The organism is Bacillus sp. P4_D3 (assembly GCF_056401855.1).
Map to the genome: position 1 here is coordinate 1 of NZ_JBFUIN010001070.1, position 865 is coordinate 865.

2 protein-coding genes are annotated in these 865 nt (G+C 34.9%); both read left to right on the plus strand.

The features are described from left to right. On the plus strand, positions 1 to 355 hold a 355-nt coding region (locus AC1DTM_RS29210), incomplete at its 5' end, for an ATP-grasp domain-containing protein (RefSeq protein ID WP_477001569.1). A gap of 146 nt (positions 356 to 501) precedes the next feature. Next, the coding region (locus AC1DTM_RS29215; RefSeq protein ID WP_477001570.1) for an aminotransferase class I/II-fold pyridoxal phosphate-dependent enzyme at positions 502 to 865 on the plus strand (364 nt) is incomplete at its 3' end.

Below are 865 nucleotides of genomic sequence, written 5' to 3' on the forward strand. Positions count from 1 at the left end.
AGTGATATCTATGCGAGCTGGAGATATTGATAAGGCAAAAACAGTAGAAAACTTAAAAATTGCAGAAATAGGACGTAAGATCGGTCAACATTTAAATCACATTGGCATTATTAATTTAGATGTGATTTGTAAAGGGAGCGAAGGGTATGTAATTGATATGAATGCTAGATTTGGTGGAGGATACGCTTTCACGCATGAAGCAGGTGCTAATATTCCGCAAGCATTCATAGATTGGGCTCAGGATAAAACACCTAATCCAAGTTGTTTTATAACAAAAAAAAATATAAAGTTGGGTCGTTATGAAGAAATTGTAGATTTGAATAATTTGGATAGAGTTGATAGTAAATATATTTAAGGTGATCGATTTTTTGGGGATGTTTTTTAATTAAAAAGGATTCATAATTTTTTACTACATGATTAGTTATGTCTAGGGTTAAAATCTATATAAATAATTGTCAGTATAGGTGTTAGTAAAAATAGTTTGCTAGGGGGACTGTATACATGCAAACCGTTCAACACAAAAAACGAATCTATCTTTCCTCTCCACACATGAGCGGAAATGAACAAAAATATATAAAAGATGCCTTTGACTCAAATTGGATTGCACCTCTTGGTCCAAATGTAGATGAATTTGAAAGAGAGCTTGCTTCTTTTGTAGGAGTTAAAGGTGGGGCTGCGGTTAGTTCAGGTACTGCTGCCATTCATCTAGCTTTGCGATTATTAGATGTTCAAAAGGGAGATACAGTATTTTGTTCAAGTTTCACTTTTGTAGCGAGTGCGAATCCGATTGTTTATTTGGGAGCTGAACCGGTATTTATTGACTCAGAACCGGAAACATGGAATATGTCACCACAAGCTCTAGCAC